The organism is Rhodococcus sp. ARC_M5, from assembly GCF_022810405.1.
In the GTDB taxonomy this organism is placed as follows: Bacteria; Actinomycetota; Actinomycetes; order Mycobacteriales; family Mycobacteriaceae; genus Rhodococcoides; species Rhodococcoides navarretei.
In genome coordinates this window covers 162,947-179,852 of sequence record NZ_JALGQE010000001.1, presented here as the reverse complement: position 1 = coordinate 179,852, position 16,906 = coordinate 162,947, and the positions used below count along the sequence as shown (strand labels likewise).

Here is a 16,906-nt window from a genome sequence, read left to right as displayed (position 1 = left end):
TACAGATTCACACGCTGCGAGCGACATCGATCAGTTGACGCACATCGGGCCGGTGGAACCGGCGTCGATCGGAGCCGCGGGTGCCTCGGGAATCGCAGCACCCGATTCGGGAGCGATGATTTCTGCCGTCGAGGCCTGGCCCGAGCCCGGACCTGCGTAATCATCGGCGAGTACCACCCGCACAGTGTCGTCTGCGAGGGTGTCGTCGGCAGTGATCTGCAGTCCGCCGAGCGCTGCCGATACGGCGCGCGCGGCATCGCTGTCGACATCTGCGGCCTGGATTCGGCTCGCGGAGATCGACGCGCCCTCGTAGTTTCCGATGGTGCCGCCGACGTATCCCAATGCCGTCAGCGAACCGGCGACACCGTTGGCGAGTCCGTCGATCCCGCTGTCGTTCGCGACGTCCACCGTCACTGTCGAGGGATCGACTTCCGGAGCGTCGGCGTTCTCGGCGTTGGTCTCGGCGGAATTGCCGTCTCCGAGCAACCCTGCGACGTATTTCTTCACCGCCGCCGGATCCACCTGCACGATCGACTCGCCGTAGTCGGTCGTTGCATTGATGTCGACTGCGGGGACGGTCTCGAACTTGACCTTTCCGCCGGCGAGATCCTGCAGGCGAGTGGCGAACTGCAGAATGTCCCAGTCGGAATCGAGTGTCACCGATCGCTGGACCGCGGTGCTGAGCTGGCCCAGTTTGCCGGGGTTGCTCAGCGTCTTGGCGCTGAGCACACTGCGCACGAGCGAGGCCATGAACACCTGCTGGCGCACGATGCGGTCCAGATCGCCGCGGGGGAGGTCGTGCCGCTGTCGCACGAAACTCAGGGCTTGCGAACCGGACAGCTTCTGCTCGCCCGCCGGGAAGTTCGCACCCGAAAGAGGCTCCTGAACAGGGTTGTTCAGGCATACCTCGACGCCGCCGACGGCATCGGTCAGTAGCACGAAACCGAGTAGCCCCACCTCGGCGTAATGGTCGACGGTGATACCGGTGAGGTTGGCGACCGAGTCGATGAGGGCCTCGCGCCCGGCCTCGGTGGCCTGGCCCTCCGCATCGGCGTCTGGGACACCTTGCTCCACCAGTTCGAGCCGCTTGTTCTCCTTGGTCGCGCCGTAGGCAGCATTGATCTTCGACATCCCGATGCCGGGTACTTCGACGTACGAATCGCGTGGGATGGAGATGGCGGTGGCCGACGACCCGTCGTTGGGGACACGAATCAGCACGATCGTGTCGGTGTTGGACGCCACCTCTTCACCAGCGTTGAGGGATGCCAGTTCCTCGGGGGACAGCGCGTTGCCGTGGGCGTCGGTGCGGCTGTCGGTGCCCACCATCAGGATGTCGACGGCACCGTCCGCGGCACCGCCGAGGCCCAGGCCACCCGCGGTGGCGATGTTGGACCGCAGACTGTCGACGCTGCGCCACGCGAAACCGGTCACCAGTAGGACGAGAATGGACAATACCGCGACCGCGACGTGGGTTGCAGGCCATCGCGCACCGCTGCGTCCGCGAGACGACCGATCGTTCGATTGAGCACCGTCGACGGGACCGCGAGGCGTGCGCTGCCCTGACCGCCGAGACCGGCCGGAGGCGTCGCTGCGATTGCCCTGTCTGCGTTCGCCCTGTCTGCGTTCGCCGGTGCGGCGGTCCCCGCGCGGTTCGTCGCGCGGTTCGTCGTCGCCGTGTCGATGGGCTGCTCGTCCCGCGAGGTCACGCGGGCGACCGGAGGTTCGCGGGTCGGGGCCCTCGGGTCGCCGGGGAGCGCGTCGCCTGGGCGGGGGAGTGCGCTCACCTCCTGGCGTGCCTGGATCTCGTGGCACCGTGACGACCCTCTCTGGTTTCCGGCCGGCGTGAAACGCCCGCCTGCTTCGTTGTTGTCCCCCCGCCTTTCGAAGGTTACTGGTCGGCGGTCGCTGCCTCGCCGAAGCGAACACGGCGTGCCACACTTGGCAACCGTGAATGCGATCGTCGTGACCGGTGCACACGGCCAGTTGGGCCGCCGAGTGGTTTCTCTCGCCGCCGAACGAGGTGACGGTGTCGAGGTGTCCGCCTATTCGTCCGCCGACCTGGACATCACCGACCCCGATGCCGTCGCTGCCACGGTGAACGCGGGGGCGACGGTGATCAACTGCGCCGCGTACACCGCCGTCGACGCCGCCGAGACGGACGAGGCCAGGGCATCGGCGGTCAACGCGGACGGCCCTCGAAATCTCGCGCGCGCGTGCGGGCGTGTCGGAGCCCGGTTGATCCACGTCTCCACCGATTATGTGTTCGACGGCACAGCAACCGAACCGTACGAGGTCGACTCCAGGACCGCGCCGCAGTCGGCGTACGGACGCACCAAGCTCGCGGGTGAGCTCGCCGTGCACGAGGAGCTGCCCGAGGCCGTGGTCGTACGGACCGCGTGGGTGTACGACAACACCGGCAAGAATTTCGTGACCACGATGCGTCGACTCGAGGGCGAGCGCGAGACCGTCTCGGTGGTGAACGATCAGATCGGTTCGCCCACCTTCGCCCTCGACCTCGCGTCGGGCCTGCTCGAGATCGAAGCCGACCCGGACCTTCGCGCGCGGACTCTGCACTACACCAACGCGGGGCAGGCCAGCTGGTTCGATCTCGCCCGTGCGGTGTTCACCGGGATCGGTGCCGATCCCGACCGAGTGAATCCGTGTTCGAGCGCCGAGTACGTCGTTCCGGCACCTCGGCCCGCCTACTCCGTGCTCTCACCGACGGCATGGGTCGATGCCGGTCTGACCCCGGCGCGGCCGTGGTCGGAGGCGTTGGCCGCAGCCTTGGCGCAGTCGACATGAGGGTTTGACGCGTCCTCGGGCTAGTCTTGCCCGCGTGAGTTCCGAGCTGGCCGTGGTGACGGTGACCTATTCACCCGGCGAATACCTTGACCAGTTCCTGACGTCTCTACGTGAGGCGACGACGCGTCCGCTTCGGGTGATCATGGCGGACAACGGCTCGGTCGACGGTGCGCCCGAGGCCGCCGAACTCGCGTTCGACGAGGCGAAGTTGCTGCGCACCGGCGCGAACATCGGCTACGGCGCAGCAGTGAACCGCGCGGTGGCCGAGATCGATTCCGATGTGGAGTTCGTCGTCGTGGCCAACCCCGATGTGCGGTGGCACCCCGGATCTCTCGACGGTCTGCTCGACGCGGCGGCGCGGTGGCCACGCGCGGGTGCTCTCGGACCGCTGATCCGCGAGCCCGACGGCTCCCGATACCCGTCGGCGCGCTCGGTGCCCGATCTCACGTCCGGTGCGGGCCACGCGGTGCTGGGCAAGCTCTGGCCCGGAAACCCCTGGACGCAGCGGTATCGCCAGGAGAACGAGACGGTGGCCGAGCGGCCCGTGGGATGGCTGTCGGGATCCTGCCTGCTGTTGCGGCGGTCGGCGTTCGACTCGATCGGCGGATTCGATTCGCGCTACTTCATGTACATGGAGGACGTCGACCTCGGTGACCGGCTCGGCCGAGCGGGCTGGCACAACGTCTACGTGCCCGGCGTCGAGGTGACCCATTCGAAAGGTCATGCGGCAGGACGGCATCCGGAAGTGATGTTGCCCGCACATCACACGAGTGCGTACCGATTCCAAGCCGATCGACACGCCCGAACGTGGCAGGCGCCCTTACGATTGGCCTTGCGTGTGGGTCTCGGTCTTCGCTCGAAGATCGTTGTGGCTTCGGCGCTGCGGGCCCGCGCAGTCGACGGACGAGAATCGGACGAGAGAACAGAGGCTGGACATGTCGGATAGTTCCCCATCGGTCGCTGCAGGTACGGATGCAGTGATCTTGGTCGGCGGCAAGGGAACTCGACTGAGGCCGCTCACGCTCTCGGCACCCAAGCCGATGCTTCCCACGGCGGGACTGCCGTTTCTGACGCACCTCTTGGCGCGCATCAAGGCCGCGGGTATCGAGCATGTCGTCCTCGGTACCTCCTTCAAAGCAGAAGTGTTCGAGCAGCATTTCGGCGACGGATCCTCGCTCGGTATCGATCTCGAGTACGTCTTCGAGACCGAACCGATGGGCACCGGCGGTGGCATCAGAAACGTGCTGCCGCGTCTGCGTGCGGACAATGTCATGGTGTTCAACGGCGACGTTCTGGGCGGCACCGATCTGACTGCGGTTCTCGATACCCACCGCACCACCGATGCCGATGTCACGTTGCATCTGGTGCGCGTGGGTGACCCGCGCGCGTTCGGTTGCGTGCCCACCGACGAATCCGGCCGGGTGACAGCGTTTCTCGAGAAGACACAGGATCCGCCGACCGATCAGATCAACGCCGGTTGCTACGTGTTCAAGCGTGAGATCATCGAGTCCATTCCGTCCGACCGACCGGTGTCTGTGGAGCGAGAAGTGTTCCCCGCCTTGCTGGCCGAGGACAAGAAGGTCTACGGGCACGTCGACAGTGCGTACTGGCGCGACATGGGAACACCGGAGGACTTCGTGAAGGGCTCGGCCGATCTGGTTCGCGGTATCGCGCCGTCGCCTGCACTGCACGGTGATCGCGGGGAATCGTTGGTCCATCCGGGTGCCGGTGTGGCACCTGGTGCCTTGCTGATCGGTGGAACCGTCGTCGGACGCGGTGCCGAGATCGGGGCGGGTGCCCGCCTCGACGGTGCCGTCGTGTTCGACGGTGCGATCGTCGAAGCAGGGGCCGTCGTCGAGCGGTCCATTCTCGGCTTCGGTGCCCGTATCGGACCCCGCGCACTGGTGCGCGATGCGGTCATCGGCGACGGTGCCGACATCGGGGCCCGCTGCGAGTTGCTCCGCGGCGCGCGCGTGTGGCCCGGGGTCACGTTGCCCGACGGTGGCGTCCGCTTCTCCACCGACGTCTGACCGGACGGAATCCAGCGGGTCGATCGGTCAGCGGAGCGCCGCGAGCGAGACGAGGTGGTCGATCGTCTCGCGCTCGGCGTTCTCGGGCAGAGCATCGACCGGCCACCAGCGCAGGTCGGTCGATTCCTCGCTGCGTACTGCTCGCGCGCCATCCTGAGCCCGGACCAGAAACCTCAGGTCGAGGTGCCGCGTCGGCTTACCGAGCGAGCACGTGATCGGGTGCGTGTGCGCCGAGAGCAGAGCCGAATCGATGCTCAGATCGGCAATCCCAGATTCCTCGGTTGCCTCTCGTAGTGCCGCGTCGACCACTGTGCGGTCGGTCGGTTCGCAGTGGCCGCCGAGTTGAATCCACCGACCCACTTTCGGATGCAGCGTCAGCAGCACATGGGTCCCCGAGGCGTCGAGCACCAACGAGGACGCGGTGAAGTGACCGGCCTCGTTGGCGCGCAGGCAGGCGTCGGGGTTGCTGTCGAGAAACGCCAGCATGGTGTGCCGGAGCGATTCGTCGCTCGAATCGGACGGTGCCCATCGATCGAGCGATGCTCCGACCGAATTCCACAGAGTCGAACGAGGCGACGTCGACGCCGACACGTCAGAGCTCCACCAGCGAGGACCCGGGCACCACCGGATCCCGCACGGTCAGCGGTTCGGTGGAGTGTCCGATTGCGATGGCCCCCATGGCTTTCCAATCGGCTCGTAGGCCCAGTTCGGCGCGCACGGTGTCTGCGGCGAAGATCGTCGAGCCGATCCAGCAGCTACCCAACTCACGCACCGCGAGAGCGACGAGCAGACCCTGGACGGCGGCACCGACGGCAACCGTGAACATCGTGTCCTCCGCGGCGCGACGCCTGTCGTCGGGGTAGAAGTGTGCGCCGTCGGGCACACAGAACGGGATCACGATCTCCGGGGCGTCGAAGAGAATATCGCCGCGGCTCAGTCTGGCCGCGATTCGTTCCTCGCTGAGCCCGTCGGCGGTCAGGTCGGCGCGCCACTGCTCACGCATCGTCTCGAGCAGGCGACGCCGCACCGCGGGGGTCCTGACCCACACGAACCGAACCGGACGAGTGTGGTGCGGGGCCGGGGCGGTGAGGGCATCGGCAACGGCCGCGCGAACGGACTCGGGATCGACGGGTTCGTCGGAGAACGAGCGCACCGATCGTCGGCGCAGCAGAGCTTCTCGTCGGCCGCGATCGAGTGCCTCGGCGGTGCCGAGCCAGAACAGATCGTCCTCACCGCCGCGCAGCAGGGTAGCCGCGGTGGAACCGTCGGCGACGGGGCTCAGTCCGCGGACGACGGCGATCGGAACCCCGCCCAGCTTGCCCTTCACCAGATCGCCTGCGGCAGCGAGTTCGTCGGCGATCGCGACCTCGGTGACGACGAGCTCGTTCCCCTGACCGTCCTCCGCTCCGGCATACGCGTGCACGACGCCGAGGCCCGCAGCCCCGATGGCGGCGTCCGTCTGACCGATTCGCCACGCACGTCCCATGGTGTCGGTGACGACGACGGCCACCGTCACCCCCAGCAGTTCTCCGACAGCTGCGCGCAGAGCTGCGGCGCTGGCATCGGGGTCCTCGGGCAGCAGTGCCAGTTCGCCACCGTCGACGTTGGAGCCGTCGATTCCCGACGCGGCCTGCACGATGCCGAGTCGATTCTCGGTGATGAGGGTTCGGCCCTTGCGCGCAACGATGCGCACGGCTTCCTGATCCACGAGAACCCTGCGGGCGGCGTCTCGCTCGTCCGCATCACGAGGTGCCTGCACCAGGCGGCCCTCGACCTTGGAGACGATCTTGCTGGTGACGATCAAGATGTCGCCGTCGCGTAGCCACGGCGCACGGTCTGCGACGATCGCGGCCAGATCGTCGCCCGGTCGGAACTCGGGAAGTCCGGTGACGGGCAGGATCTCGATCGAGCCGCCCGGAGCGTGATCCCCGGGTGCGGACCGGATCGATTCGATGTCGCGAGGCTCGCTCACAGGTCGAGTCCGGCCGCACGCAGAGCGGTGCGTGCCATCACCGCGGTGGTCTCGGGGTCGGTCATCAGCAACGGAACGGACTGCACGTCCACTCCCTCGACCTCTGCCGTGTCGGTGGTGTGCACCAACCAGGCGTCGAGAATGCCGGTACCGCTTCGGCTTCCGTAGTGGCGGCCGACCGCCTGCGCCGTCGTCTCGACTCCGATGACGGACAGGCACTCGTCGGCCATGCCGCGCAACGGCTTACCGTCGACGACGGGGGAGAGGCCGACCACCTTGGCGGCCGTCGTGCGCAGCGCCCCGCGGATGCCCGGCACTGCGAGGATCGCGCCGACGCTCACCACCGGGTTGGACGGCGCGAGGACGACGGCGTCGGCCTCGGCGATCGCCTCGACGACTCCCGGTGCCGGAGTTGCCTGTTCGGCACCGATGTTGGCGAAACTGTGGGTCGGAATCTGGGCTCGGTATCGAACCCACCACTCCTGGAAGTGAATTGCGCGCTGCTGCTCACCGCTCGGGTCCTCGGGGTCGGTGACGACGACGTGAGTCTCCGAGCGGTCGTCGGTGACGGGCAGGAGCCGGACACCGGGTTGCCACCGGTTGCACAGGGCTTCGGTGACGGCGGACAGCGGAAAGCCGGTGCGCAGCATGCGACTGCGGATCAGGTGCGTGGCGATGTCGCGGTCGCCGAGTCCGAACCAGTCGGGATCGGCACCGTAGGCAGCCAATTCGTCCCGAGCGTTCCAGGTCTCCGCGATGCGACCCCACCCGCGATCGGTGTCGATGCCGCCGCCCAGGGTGTACATGCACGTATCGAGATCCGGGCAGATACGGAGTCCGTGCATCCACACGTCGTCGCCGACGTTCACCACGGCAGTGATCTCGTGCTCGGACTCGTCGCCGAACAAGGATTTCAGGCCCTGCAGAAACCGCGCTCCACCGACGCCACCGACCAGAACAGTAACTTTCACAACACACGACCCTAATGGGGTTGCGGCGGTGCTGGGCGAGCGCCCACCCGCACCGTCCGCGCGGACGGTGCGGGTGCGAGAACCATTGCGACACGCACGCGACGGGCTTCGATTCGGGGAGAGTGCCGATTTCGGGCATGTGATGGTATTGGATTTGTACGATCGGCTTGACCGCGACACACCTGGACGTGTCTAATCACAGGTATGTCATTCAGTGTTCGCCGCACGAGTTCGATTGCAGCGAACCTGGTTTCGAACACTCGTTCCCTTCCTGTTCGTTCCTGAGTGGACGTCGAGTAGAGGTCGAGAGTCGGACGGGCGCGACGTTATCGTCCGGACATGCTGCTCGATCGAATATCGGCGCGGGGCAAGGTATTCGAGAACGCGAGGATCGAAAGTATCTGCGCTACCACAGGTGAGGAGGCGGAAGCGATGTATGACCAGCACGTGACACGTGATCAGCGGGGCGAACCCACTGCACATCTCAGCGCTGTCGACGACGCGCCGCAAACCGAGTCCCGCATCGGCGCAGATTCGAGCGTCTCGATCGACGCGGGCTCTGCGTACGTTGCCCGAACCGTCGAGGCCGCTGTCGACACCGATGCATCCGACACCGATGTATTCGACGCCGGCGTATCCGATGGCGAGCTCGAGTCGGATACCGACGCCGACCTGATGCCGTTCGTCGCCGAGTCGGTTCCACCGGCGAAGCCGTTTCTCAGTGTCGTCGCGGGTTTCGACGAGATGTTCGAGGAAATCGAGGATCAGTGGCAGGAGCGCGCACTGTGCGCGCAGACCGACCCCGAAGCCTTCTTCCCCGAAAAGGGCGGCTCCACCCGCGAAGCGAAGCGCATCTGCCTCGGCTGCGAGGTCAAGGACGAGTGCCTCGAATACGCGCTCGCCAACGATGAGCGATTCGGTATCTGGGGCGGGTTGTCCGAGCGGGAACGTCGTCGGCTCAAGCGCGGAATCGGCTGAGCGGCACCGCAACCGATCGATAGAGGGCGGTGCCCGATCGATCACTCTCCGGCAGGATCCACCTCGTCGGGGTCGACGCCGAGATACGTCGCCACCTGCTCCACCAAGACCTCGAACAACAGGTCTTCCAGATCCTCCGCATGCTTCGCGCGACGTTCCAACGGTCTGCGGAAGAGCACCACTCTGGCGCGTGTCGTCTCCCCGCGCTTGTCGATGCCTGCCGGCACCAACCGCGAGAGCGGCACAGGGCCTTCCGCCACCACCTCGGGTGGCCACGTCACAGATTCCGGATCCAAGGCCCTGATCTTGGGAACTTCGTCCACGGCGATGTCCAGCTTCGAGAGCTTCTCGTGCCACTTGTGATCGATCCGCGCGAACGCGTCGAGCACCAGTCGATCGAACTTCTCGGCCCTGGAGCGCCTCGCCGGGATGTCCTCGGGCAGAACCGGGCCGCGGATGCCGCGTCCGTGCCGAGCAACGGACCGGGAGGTGATCCTGCGCGGGGTCGAGTATCGAGGCATAGGGGGAGGTTATCGCGCTCGCCCGGTGTGTCGGTGGGTCGGTCGGTTGCACCCACCGGATACTCTGCACTCGTGAGATCACTGCGTGGCTGCTGCAGGCCTGGTTGCAACCGTTCTGCCGTTGCGACGCTCACATATGTCTACTCCGATTCCACTGCGGTCGTCGGGCCGCTGGCCACCGTCGACGAACCGCATTCCTGGGATCTGTGCGAGGTGCATGCGTCGACCACGACCGCGCCCAAGGGCTGGGAACTGGTGCGGTACGAGGGTGGCTACTCGACGTCGAGCCCCGACGAGGACGATCTGACGGCCCTCGCCGAGGCCGTGCGTGAGGCGGGCCGCGGCGATCGCGTCCGATCCGAGGACCGTGAGGGCTCCGACCGCTCGATCTCGCGGGCGTCCGACACCGAACGCCGATCCGCTCCGGCCGTCCGAACGGGCAGGCGCGGGCACCTTCGAGTGCTTCCCGACCCCACGTCCTGAGCCGTCCGCGCGCCACGGTTGTGGTGTGCAGCGGTCCGACTGGCCGGTCGGTCTGCCGTCTGGCAAGGTTTGCAGAACAGGACCGAAACGGACAGTGCCGGTCTGCCGATACTTGGTGTGGATCGCACCGCTACCGACGCTCGATGTTCGACGCCGATGTGCGGCGTCGTCAGAACGATCACCAGGAGAATTTTCGTGGCCCGAACCGCAGAGTCCGTCAACGCCGTCATCAAGGCCTACGACGTCCGTGGCGTCGTAGGCGAGCAGATCGACGAGGCGTTCGTGCGCGACGTCGGCGCATCCTTCGCACGGTTGGTTCGCGACGAGTCGGGGGCCGCACGGTCGGTCGTGATCGGCCACGACATGCGTGATTCCTCGCCCGCGCTGTCTCGGGCCTTCGCCGACGGCGTGACCGCCCAGGGCCTCGACGTGGTGCACATCGGGCTGGCGTCGACCGATCAGCTCTACTTTGCTTCCGGCCTGCTCGAATGCCCGGGAGCGATGTTCACCGCCAGCCACAATCCGGCGAAGTACAACGGGATCAAACTCTGCCGCGCGGGAGCGAAGCCGGTGGGACAGGACACCGGCTTGGCCACGGTCAAGGCCGAGTTGGTGGACGGGGTGCCGGAGTTCGACGGGCCGTCCGGAACAGTGACATCCCGAGACGTGCTCGACGAATACGCGCAGTTCGTTCGAGATCTGGTCGATCTGTCGGGAATCGGATCGATGAAGATCGCCGTCGACGCCGGAAACGGAATGGGCGGACATACGGTGCCTGCGGTCTTCGGACCACTACCGGTCACGATCGAGCCGCTCTTCTTCGAGCTCGACGGCACTTTCCCGAATCACGAGGCCAATCCGCTCGATCCGGCGAATCTGGTGGATCTGCAGCGTTTCGTCGTCGAGACCGGTGCCGACATCGGACTCGCCTTCGACGGCGACGCGGATCGGTGCTTCGTCGTCGACGAGAAGGGAGACCCGGTCTCGCCGTCCGCGGTGACCTGCCTGGTGGCCGAGCGTGAATTGGCCAAAGAGCCGGGTGCGGTGGTCATTCACAATCTGATCACCTCGCGTGCGGTGCCGGAACTGGTCACCGAGCTCGGTGGTACACCGGTTCGCACCCGAGTGGGGCACTCCTTCATCAAACAGCAGATGGCCGACACCGGCGCGATATTCGGCGGTGAGCACTCTGCCCACTACTACTTCCGTGACTTCTGGGGTGCAGACTCGGGCATGCTCGCCGCGCTGCACGTGCTCGCTGCACTCGGAGCTCAGGATCGCCCGCTGTCGGAGATGATGGCCACCTACGAGACCTACAGTGCATCGGGCGAGATCAACTCGACCGTCGACGACGCAGCCGCGCGAACCGATGCGGTTCTGGAAGCGTTCGCCGATCGGACTACCGGCATCGACCGACTCGACGGGGTCACGGTCGATCTCGCCGACGGTGCCTGGTTCAACCTGCGGGCCTCGAACACCGAACCACTGCTTCGGCTCAACGTGGAAGCGCGAACGAGTGCGGACGTCGATGCGATCTCGACCGAGATTCTGAGCATCGTTCGCGCCGGACTGGAATAGTGGTTGTCAAGAGTTCGTGAGTGGGTATGCAGTGGTTTCGAGCGGGTGACGAAGGGGAGGTGTCGCAGCCATGACAGCACTGTCGTCTCTGGTCGATCTCGACGATTCCGACGCCCTCATCGCAGCCGATCGTGACGGCTCGTTGCGCAGTGCCGCACTGGCGGGCGCGCAGGTGCGCGCCGTCGCCACCGCAGTCGACGAGTCCGTCCTCGCTCGACTGACGGATCTGCGTCCCCGCAGCGTGGTGATCGTGACCGGCGACGGCCGCAGCAGCCGGGCCGCGTCGCTGCTCGTCGCCGCTCTCGGCGACCGACTCGGGGTGCCACTGGTACGAAGCACCGGCACTCCGCCGTGGATCGGCCCGCTCGACGTGGTCGTGGTGGCCGGGGACGACGCCGGAGATCCGCGACTGGCCGAGTCGATGGATGCGGCATCGCGCCGCGGGGCGGAAGTCGTCGTGGTTGCGCCGGAAGAGGGGCCGCTGCGAGCCGCCCGGGGACCCCGAGCGATGTGGTTGCCGCCGCGAATAGCGGTTCGCGACCACAATGCGCTGATGCGTTATCTCGCCGCATTCGTTGCCGTACTCGGCGCGGTGTCCGGTGGGTCGTGGAAGACGTTGCTGCCCAATTTGTCTCGTCTGGCGGATCTGCTCGACGCTGAGGCCGTGCGAAACAGCCCGTCCAATGAGGTGTTCCACAATCCGGCCAAGGCCCTCGCCAGTGGATTGAACGGTAGGCGCGCAGTACTGACGGGTGGCAGCCCCGCGGCAGTCGAGGTCGCTCGGCACGGCAGCGAGGTACTCCTGCGGGTGGCAGGCGTGGTCGTCGGTGCGGGGGAGTTGGGCGATGTCATCGCCGCTTCCGTTCGGGCATCGCTCGTCGAATCAGGTGGTGCGCCATCGACATTCGACTCGATCTTCCACGACGAGCAACTCGACGGCCCACCGCCCGCGCTGCCGATGCGGGTGATCGTGGTGGCGTCCGAAGCCGATCGTGCGATCACCGAACGACGAATCGCCGGTGTGCCGGAATCCGAAGTACTGCTCGCCGATTCGAGCCAGCCGCTGTTCGGCGGCGAGCGCCCGAGGTCCGAATTCGACAACCCCGCTCCGTCGGCGGATCCGGCTACACTCTCGGTGCTCGATACGATGTCCGTGTTGGCGACGCGGTTGGACACCACAGCCGCGTATCTGTTGTTGATGGGCGGTAGCTAGTGCAACTCTTGCGAGGCGCGGTTCGGTCGTACGCATGGGGTTCACGAACCGCCCTGGCTCGAATACAAGGTCGCCCGGTTCCGTCCGATCATCCCGAGGCAGAAATCTGGCTCGGTGCTCACCCGGCCGATTCCGCGCACGTGGTGCACGAGGGCGGTAGTACGCCTCTGCTCACTCTGATCGACGACGATCCGAGCACCCAGCTCGGCGGCTCTGCGCAGCACTACGAGTCACGGCTGCCGTACCTGTTGAAACTGCTGGCCGCAGAAGAACCGCTGTCGTTGCAGGCGCATCCGAGCAGCGCCCAGGCGCGTGAGGGCTTCGCGCGCGAGAACTCCGCCGGCGTCCCCATAGATTCTCCGGTACGCAACTACCGGGATCCGAATCACAAGCCCGAGTTGATCGTCGCTCTCACCGAGTTCGAGGCACTGGCGGGGTTCCGGCGACCCACCGACACCGTCGAATTGCTCGACGCGTTGGCCGTTCCTGCGCTGGCCGGGTACCGCACTCTGCTCGCCGCCCAGCCCGACGCTTCCGGGCTGCGCACGGTGTTCACTTCGTGGATCACGCTGCCCGGCCAGGCGTTGGACGATATCTTGCCTGCCGTCGCACAGGGATGCATCGACTACCTGTCCGGTCCTGCGCGTACGGACGGTGGACGATTCGCAGCCGAGGCGAGAACCTTGCTCGAGCTCGGGGAGTCGTATCCCGGTGACGCCGGAGTGCTTGCGGCGCTACTGCTCAATCGGGTGACGCTCACACCAGGCCAGGGTCTGTACCTCGACGCCGGAAACTTGCACGCGTATCTGCGCGGCACGGGCGTGGAAGTCATGGCGAACTCCGACAACGTGCTCCGCGGCGGACTGACTCCCAAGCACGTCGACGTCCCGGAGTTGTTGCGGGTACTGGACTTCGAGCCCGCCGACATATCGCCCATCACCCCGGGCGAGAACGATCGGCCTACGTACGTGTACCCAACGCCCGCACCCGAATTCGCCCTGAGCAAGACGGCGGTGACGGCGGGGGAGACGGCCGATCTATCCGGATCCGGTCCGAGAATTCTGCTGTGCACCAGCGGAACGGTCGTGGCGGGAACCGCCGGGACCGGGTCCGGTCTGACGGTGTCTCAGGGCAGTTCGGTGTGGATACCGGCCTCCGACGAATCCGTTACCGTGACCGCCGAGTCGGGCGACGCCGAGGTGTTCGTGGCCTCCGTCGGACGCGTGTAGATCGGGCAATTCGGGCATCGTTGCGCCGCTTGCGGTTTGGAACTGCGTAATGGTGCGAACGGTCCGCCCGGAGGCAATAGTCTGATGCCACAGTGAATCGAAGTGACGGATGTGTTCGGTGATCCGTCGGTAGATGTGAAGTGGCGATACGGAGACCCGATGACCAGAGCAGACCGGCCCGCGAAGACCCCGCGCACGACGGGTTGGTTCCGGACCAAATCGATCGAGCAGTCGATCCAGGACACCGACGAGCCGGACACGAAACTCAGGAAAGAGCTCGGATCCTGGGACCTGACCGTGTTCGGCGTTGCCGTGGCTGTCGGTGCCGGCATCTTCACCCTGACCGCGCGGACTGCCGGAAACGTTGCGGGACCGGCAGTGTCGTTGGCCTTTGTGCTCGCGGCGATCGCCTGTGGCCTCGCGGCGCTGTGTTATGCGGAGTTCGCATCCACGGTGCCGGTGGCCGGAAGTGCGTACACGTTCTCGTACGCCGCGTTCGGTGAGTTCATCGCATGGATCATCGGATGGGATCTCATCCTCGAGTTCGGCCTCGCAGCCGCCGTGGTGGCGAAGGCGTGGTCGCTCTATCTCGGCGATCTGCTCGGTACGGCCGCTCCGGTGCTCGAGATCGGCTCACTGAACTTCGATTGGGGCGCACTGCTGATCGTGGTGGTCCTGACGGTGCTCATCGCATCGGGCACCAAGTTGTCCTCACGAGTGTCGCTGGTCATCACGGCGGTGAAGGTGATCGTCGTTCTGTTCGTGGTTGTGCTCGGAGCCTTCTACATCAAGGTCGCCAACTACGACCCGTACATTCCGCCGTCACAACCGGGCTCCACGGGCGAGGGGCTGCATCAGTCTCTTCTCTCGTTCGTCACGGGAGCAGGCGGCAGCACGTTCGGTGCCTACGGACTGCTGGCCGCGGCGTCGCTGGTGTTCTTCGCATTCATCGGATTCGACGTGGTGGCAACGACCGCCGAGGAGACCAAGGAACCGCAGAAGGCACTCCCGCGAGGAATCCTCGGATCGCTCGCGATCGTCACCGTGCTCTACGTGGCCGTCACCCTGGTTCTGACCGGAATGGTCAACTACACCGATCTGGCCGGTGACAGTTCCACGCTGGCGACGGCATTCGAGCTGAACGGGCTGACCTGGGCCAAGAACATCATTTCGTTCGGTGCACTCGCCGGTCTGACGACCGTGGTGATGGTGCTGATGCTGGGGCAGACCCGGGTGCTCTTCGCGATGTCCCGAGACGGACTGGTGCCGCGGGCACTGGCGCACACCGGAAAGAAGGGCACGCCGGTCCGGACGACGATTCTGGTCGGTGTCATCGTGGGCCTGCTCGCCGCGTTCGTTCCGCTCGGCACGCTCGAGGAAATGGTGAACATCGGCACGCTGTTCGCGTTCGTGCTGGTCTCTGCCGGGGTTCTCGTGCTGCGCAGAACTCGCCCGGACCTCCCGCGTGGTTTCCGCGTTCCCTGGGTTCCCCTGGTGCCGATCCTCGCGGTCCTGGCGTGCCTGTGGTTGATGCTCAACCTGTCGGTCGAAACATGGCTGCGTTTTCTGGTCTGGATGGCCGCCGGTGTCGTCATCTACGTCGTGTACAGCAGGCGGCACTCGGTGATGGGTCTGCGGGAAGCCGAGAAGACTCGTACCGAGAAGTCGGAGCACTGACCCGAACGGGGGTCTTCCCGCCCGGCAGTTGTGCGCTCCGACCAGCGCTCAGAGGTTTACTTTGGATAGCTTCGCATCCGACCGCTGGAATGTTATACCCTCGAAAACAGACTTGGAGGACTCGAAAAGTTCGATGAGAGGGTGTCGAGACAGTGAGTGTGGACGGCCGAATCACTTCTACGGAGGGTTCGGGTGTCGCTTTCGGGGGGCGGGATTCGAAGGCCGGTGAACGATGGGGTCGCTGGCAGGACAACAAACGCTATTTGTGGATGCTGGGGCTGTTGGCCCCGGCATCGGCGCTACTGCCGTCGCAGTTGGTCTACTGGACGGGGATGCCACTGTTCTGGTGGAGCGGTGTGTTGGTGTTCTTCGTGATCATTCCGGTGATCGATCTGATCGCCGGCGAGGACGGGCACAATCCGGACGCGTCCGCCAGCGAGAAGCTGCAGAACGATCGGTACTACCGCTGGTGTACGTATCTCTTTCTCCCCATCCAGTTCATTGCGCTGATCGTCGCATGTTGGATGTGGGCGTACGGCGAGCTGACCGTGGTGGACAAGATCGGGCTTGCGGTGACGGTGGGCCTGGTGGCGGGCACCGGAATCAATGCCGCCCACGAACTGGGTCACCGCATCGAACAGCACGAGCGGTGGTTGGCCAAGATCGCGTTGTCCCAGACGCTCTACGGGCATTTCTTCGTCGAGCACAATCGGGGGCATCACGTTCGAGTGGCCACGCCCGACGACCCGGCCAGCGCGCGCTTCGGCGAAAGCGTGTGGACATTCGTGCCGCGCAGCACGATTCTCGGTCTCGCCTCCGCGTGGAAGCTCGAGGCGCAACGCCTTCGGCGTCAGGGCCGCTCGGTCGCCAGCCCGACCAATGCCCTACTGCACACGTGGCTGCTCAGCGCGGTCCTCTTCGGCTCGCTGCTGATCGTGTTCGGGTGGTCCATCGCGCCGTATCTGCTGCTGCAGGCCGTCGTCGGATTCGTGCTGCTCGAGATGGTGAACTACGTGGAGCACTATGCCCTGCTCCGGGAGACGAACGACCGCGGCAGATACGTTCGTTGCTCGCCACGCCACAGCTGGAACAGCGACAGAATCTGCACCAACATCTTCCTCTATCACCTGCAACGACACAGCGACCATCACGCCAATCCCGGAAAGCGATATCAGACGCTGTTGTCGTGCGACGAGGCACCGCAGCTTCCTGCCGGCTACGCCTCGATGGTGATGCTTGCCGCAATTCCGCCACTGTGGCGTCGGGTGATGGACCCGCGGGTACTGGCGCACTACCAGGGCGATATCACCCGCGCGAACATCCTGCCCCGCAAACGGGGTCGGATTCTGGCGCGAGCCGGACGAAACGGATAGAGCAGGCGGCGGCAATCGCGTCGCGTCACCGGCTCCGTGCCTGCACTTCCGGGCAGCCGGTAGTTCCAACGCGCGGACC

16 protein-coding genes are annotated in these 16,906 nt (G+C 65.8%); 10 read left to right on the top strand and 6 right to left on the bottom strand.

Going from position 1 to position 16,906, the window contains the following annotated elements; translation table 11 throughout:
• Positions 1-30 precede the first annotated feature (30 nt).
• Positions 31-1,452 (bottom strand): LCP family protein, encoded by a 1,422-nt coding sequence (locus tag MTX34_RS00850; RefSeq protein WP_243608114.1) that lies wholly within the window; start codon positions 1,450-1,452, stop codon positions 31-33.
• Entirely contained in the window at positions 1,428-1,784 is a 357-nt protein-coding gene (locus MTX34_RS00845; RefSeq protein WP_243608113.1) for a hypothetical protein, read from the bottom strand. The genes MTX34_RS00850 and MTX34_RS00845 overlap by 25 nt, the downstream gene beginning before the upstream one ends.
• A 163-nt stretch (positions 1,785-1,947) precedes the next feature.
• Here MTX34_RS00845 and rfbD point away from each other — a divergent pair, with 163 nt between their 5' ends.
• Genes rfbD through MTX34_RS00830 form a run of 3 tightly spaced genes read left to right on the top strand, consistent with a single transcriptional unit; the run spans position 1,948 to position 4,832 of the window.
• A complete protein-coding gene (gene rfbD / locus MTX34_RS00840) occupies positions 1,948-2,802 on the top strand; it encodes a dTDP-4-dehydrorhamnose reductase (protein WP_243608112.1) in 855 nt (284 codons plus the stop codon).
• 34 nt (positions 2,803-2,836) lie between these two features.
• Positions 2,837-3,748 carry a glycosyltransferase family 2 protein gene (locus MTX34_RS00835; protein ID WP_243608111.1) on the top strand — a complete coding sequence of 304 codons (912 nt, stop codon included), beginning with the start codon at positions 2,837-2,839 and terminating at the stop codon, positions 3,746-3,748.
• On the top strand, positions 3,738-4,832 hold the full coding sequence (locus MTX34_RS00830) for a sugar phosphate nucleotidyltransferase (protein ID WP_243608110.1): 1,095 nt from the start codon (positions 3,738-3,740) through the stop codon (positions 4,830-4,832). Before MTX34_RS00835 ends, MTX34_RS00830 begins: the two co-directional genes overlap by 11 nt.
• 27 nt (positions 4,833-4,859) lie before the next feature.
• On the opposite strand, the gene MTX34_RS00825 is transcribed toward MTX34_RS00830, so the two are convergent.
• The 3 genes from MTX34_RS00825 to cofD form a co-directional block, all read right to left on the bottom strand.
• On the bottom strand, positions 4,860-5,318 hold the full coding sequence (locus MTX34_RS00825) for an NUDIX hydrolase (RefSeq protein WP_243593651.1): 459 nt from the start codon (positions 5,316-5,318) through the stop codon (positions 4,860-4,862).
• A gap of 106 nt (positions 5,319-5,424) precedes the next feature.
• A complete protein-coding gene (locus MTX34_RS00820; protein WP_243608109.1) occupies positions 5,425-6,804 on the bottom strand; it encodes a coenzyme F420-0:L-glutamate ligase in 1,380 nt (459 codons plus the stop codon).
• Positions 6,801-7,775 carry a 2-phospho-L-lactate transferase gene (gene cofD / locus MTX34_RS00815; protein WP_243608108.1) on the bottom strand — a complete coding sequence of 325 codons (975 nt, stop codon included), beginning with the start codon at positions 7,773-7,775 and terminating at the stop codon, positions 6,801-6,803. The genes MTX34_RS00820 and cofD overlap by 4 nt, the downstream gene beginning before the upstream one ends.
• Positions 7,776-8,519: 744 nt before the next feature.
• On the opposite strand from cofD, the gene MTX34_RS00810 reads away from it, so the two are divergent.
• Positions 8,520-8,753 carry a WhiB family transcriptional regulator gene (locus MTX34_RS00810; RefSeq protein WP_027496498.1) on the top strand — a complete coding sequence of 78 codons (234 nt, stop codon included), beginning with the start codon at positions 8,520-8,522 and terminating at the stop codon, positions 8,751-8,753.
• Between the two features lie 41 nt (positions 8,754-8,794).
• Here MTX34_RS00810 and MTX34_RS00805 read toward each other — a convergent pair whose 3' ends face one another.
• Positions 8,795-9,274, bottom strand: a complete 480-nt coding sequence (locus MTX34_RS00805) for a metallopeptidase family protein (protein WP_243608107.1) — start codon at positions 9,272-9,274, stop codon at positions 8,795-8,797.
• Positions 9,275-9,346: 72 nt separating this feature from the next.
• On the opposite strand from MTX34_RS00805, the gene MTX34_RS00800 reads away from it, so the two are divergent.
• The 6 genes from MTX34_RS00800 (at position 9,347) to MTX34_RS00775 (ending at position 16,827) form a co-directional block, all read left to right on the top strand.
• Complete coding sequence (locus MTX34_RS00800) at positions 9,347-9,757, top strand: DUF3499 domain-containing protein (protein ID WP_243593551.1); 411 nt, start codon at positions 9,347-9,349, stop codon at positions 9,755-9,757.
• A gap of 195 nt (positions 9,758-9,952) precedes the next feature.
• Entirely contained in the window at positions 9,953-11,335 is a 1,383-nt protein-coding gene (locus tag MTX34_RS00795) for a phosphomannomutase/phosphoglucomutase (RefSeq protein ID WP_243608106.1), read from the top strand.
• A 70-nt stretch (positions 11,336-11,405) separates the two neighbouring features.
• Positions 11,406-12,548: a tobH protein gene (locus MTX34_RS00790; RefSeq protein WP_243608105.1), complete on the top strand. Its 1,143-nt coding sequence runs from the start codon at positions 11,406-11,408 to the stop codon at positions 12,546-12,548.
• Positions 12,548-13,777, top strand: a complete 1,230-nt coding sequence (gene manA, locus MTX34_RS00785) for a mannose-6-phosphate isomerase, class I (RefSeq protein ID WP_243608104.1) — start codon at positions 12,548-12,550, stop codon at positions 13,775-13,777. The genes MTX34_RS00790 and manA overlap by 1 nt, the downstream gene beginning before the upstream one ends.
• A gap of 159 nt (positions 13,778-13,936) precedes the next feature.
• Complete coding sequence (locus tag MTX34_RS00780; RefSeq protein ID WP_243608103.1) at positions 13,937-15,454, top strand: amino acid permease; 1,518 nt, start codon at positions 13,937-13,939, stop codon at positions 15,452-15,454.
• A gap of 152 nt (positions 15,455-15,606) precedes the next feature.
• Entirely contained in the window at positions 15,607-16,827 is a 1,221-nt protein-coding gene (locus tag MTX34_RS00775; protein WP_374638794.1) for an alkane 1-monooxygenase, read from the top strand.
• The last annotated feature ends 79 nt before the right edge of the window (positions 16,828-16,906 follow it).